We start from the raw sequence: 1,468 nt of genomic DNA on the forward strand, positions 1-1,468 counted from the left end.
TAAAATGTACCCTATAGAATAGACACTTGAAAAAAGTCTATTCTATAGGGTATTTCTTGTATAATAAAAGGAAAATTGGGATCGGAGAATGTTGAAAATGACAAAAAAGCTATTTACAGAAAGAGAAATTCAAATTCTATCAAATAACTTATACGTAAAATCTGTAAGTCAGAAAAGTATCACTTATACAGAGGAATTTAAGCATATTTTTATTGAGGAAAATGAAAAAGGAAAGCTACCTCGAAATATTTTTGAAGAATGTGTTTTTGATATAGATATGATTGGAATGAAACGGGTTATGTCATCGGGAAGTAGATGGCGTGCTGCTTATAGAAAAAATGGTGTTTTGGGTTTAAGGGATACACGTATCGAAAACGCTGGAAGAACTCTTGAGAGAGAGTTTACGTTAGAAGAAAAGTATGCCCGTTTAGAAGCCGAACGAAACTTACTAAAGGCGGAAAACGAATTGCTAAAAAAAATCAAACTTATGGAAGGGAGGATGAAAAGGAAATAACACTACCACCTAGTCAGAAATTCATCTTGATTCGTTCTGTCATCATGAAATACAACTTAAGGAATATGGTCAGTTATTTGTGTAAAGTAGCTGGTGTATCCCGTTCGGGATACTATAATTACTTTTCAATTTCAGCTCAAGAACAACGGAAACAAAAGAGTGATCGAGATGAAATCTTGAAGAAAACCATATTAAAAGCACTTCGATTTAGAAATAGAAAGAAGGGGGCTCGTCAGATAAAGATGACATTGGCGGGTCAGTTTCAAGTTGTCTACAATTTAAAGCGTATCCGTAGAATTATGAAAAAATATGAGATTGTCTGTCCGATTCGGAAAGCAAATCCTTATAAAAGAATGCTGAAAGCTTCAAAAGAACATCGAGTAGTGCGGAATCAATTAAATCGAGAATTCAAACAAAATATCCCAGGAAAAACGCTTCTTACAGATATCACTTATTTAATTTACGGTAAGAATAAAAGAGCTTATTTATCTACAATTTTAGATGGCTCAACCAATGAAATTTTAGCTTACCATGTTTCAGAACAGATGACATTAGACCTCGTAACAACAACTCTTCATAAACTACAACGGAATAAGAGGATTCCATTGACTGAAGGCGCATATATTCATTCAGATCAAGGAGCCCACTACACAAGCCCTACCTACCAAAAATTAGTCAAAAAGCTAAAGCTCGGACAATCTATGTCAAGAAGAGGGAACTGTTGGGATAACGCTCCACAAGAATCATTTTTTGGTCATCTGAAAGATGAAGCACATATAAAACCTTGCGAGTCTTTTACTGAGTTGAAACAAGAGATTAAGAAATATATGACGTACTATAATCACTATAGATATCAATGGAATTTAAAAAAGATGACTCCTGTTGGATACAGAAATCATCTTCTTGATGTTGCCTAACTTTTTTCAAAATGTCCTTTACAAAGGGTACAGATTA

The 1,468-nt window shown here is 34.0% G+C and carries 1 protein-coding gene; it reads left to right on the forward strand.

Annotation, left to right across the window (positions count from 1 at the left end):
• Positions 1-88 precede the first annotated feature (88 nt).
• A protein-coding gene (locus tag MR167_RS31410) for an IS3 family transposase (RefSeq protein ID WP_242316225.1) occupies positions 89-1,431 on the forward strand; the annotation gives its coding sequence in 2 pieces (ribosomal slippage) (positions 89-470 and positions 470-1,431; 1,344 coding nt in all).
• The last annotated feature ends 37 nt before the right edge of the window (positions 1,432-1,468 follow it).

This window comes from Bacillus cereus group sp. BfR-BA-01355, from assembly GCF_022663675.1.
Lineage (GTDB): Bacteria > Bacillota > Bacilli > Bacillales > Bacillaceae_G > Bacillus_A > Bacillus_A thuringiensis_S.